The sequence below is a fragment of the Streptomyces sp. YS-3 genome, assembly GCF_045257485.1.
Lineage (GTDB): Bacteria > Actinomycetota > Actinomycetes > Streptomycetales > Streptomycetaceae > Streptomyces.
In genome coordinates this window covers 1-772 of record NZ_JBJHPC010001140.1, presented here as the reverse complement: position 1 = coordinate 772, position 772 = coordinate 1, and the positions used below count along the sequence as shown (strand labels likewise).

At 70.8% G+C, this 772-nt stretch carries 1 protein-coding gene; it reads left to right on the top strand.

The window, feature by feature from the left end; translation table 11 throughout:
* A partial coding sequence (locus ACJA3G_RS37975) for an AAA family ATPase (RefSeq protein WP_406557543.1) occupies nucleotides 1-545 on the top strand: 545 nt, incomplete at its 5' end.
* Between the last annotated feature and the right edge of the window lie 227 nt (nucleotides 546-772).

Sequence of the window (772 nt, the reverse complement as noted above, 5' to 3'; positions counted from 1 at the left end):
GCCCTGCCCCCACCCCCGCTGCCCTGCGCGGCGACCTTGCCGACGCGATGAACCTGACCGGCGCATCCCCGCAGGACCCGGCAGCCTTCGACACGGCCCTGCGCCACCTGCTGGCAGCCCGCGATCACCTGTTCGTGGTGGACGAAGCCCAGCGGCTGGACGCCGACAGCTTCGAATACCTGCGCTACCTCTTCGACGACCCCCACACCCGCCTGTCGATCCTCCTGGCCGTCGGCGAAGGCGGCCTGAGAGTGCTGCGCCGCCAAAAGATGCTGGCCTCGCGCACCGCGGTGTGGCTCACGGTTCCGGCACTCACCCCACGCGAGGTGCGCTGGGCGATCCCTCGCTTCCATCCGCTGTGGCGGACAAGCGCCCCGCAGGCCGTGGACTTGCTGGACACCCGCCTGTGCCACGGCAACTTCCGCCGCTGGGCCCAGGCCACCCACCACACGCTGCGCCTTGCACGTTCCTCGGGCCGGGCGGGGTACCCGGTGCTAGAAGACCTGCTCACGGCTTGTCTCCTGCCGCACCAGGATGCTCGGTGACCGCCGCACCCAGGCACGCACCCGCGATGCCGATCTACGTTCCCGACGACGTGGCTTGCCCGTGCGCCGCGCTGCTCGGCCCCGCCGTATGCGCTGCGCCGCCTACCTGCGCATGGAGGCAGAGGTGAGCAGGACAGTCACCTTCCCACCCGCAGTACCCGTCACCGTGCTCCTCGACCCTGCTGATGACATMGCCGTCACCAACGCAGCCCTGGCCGCCCACTGCC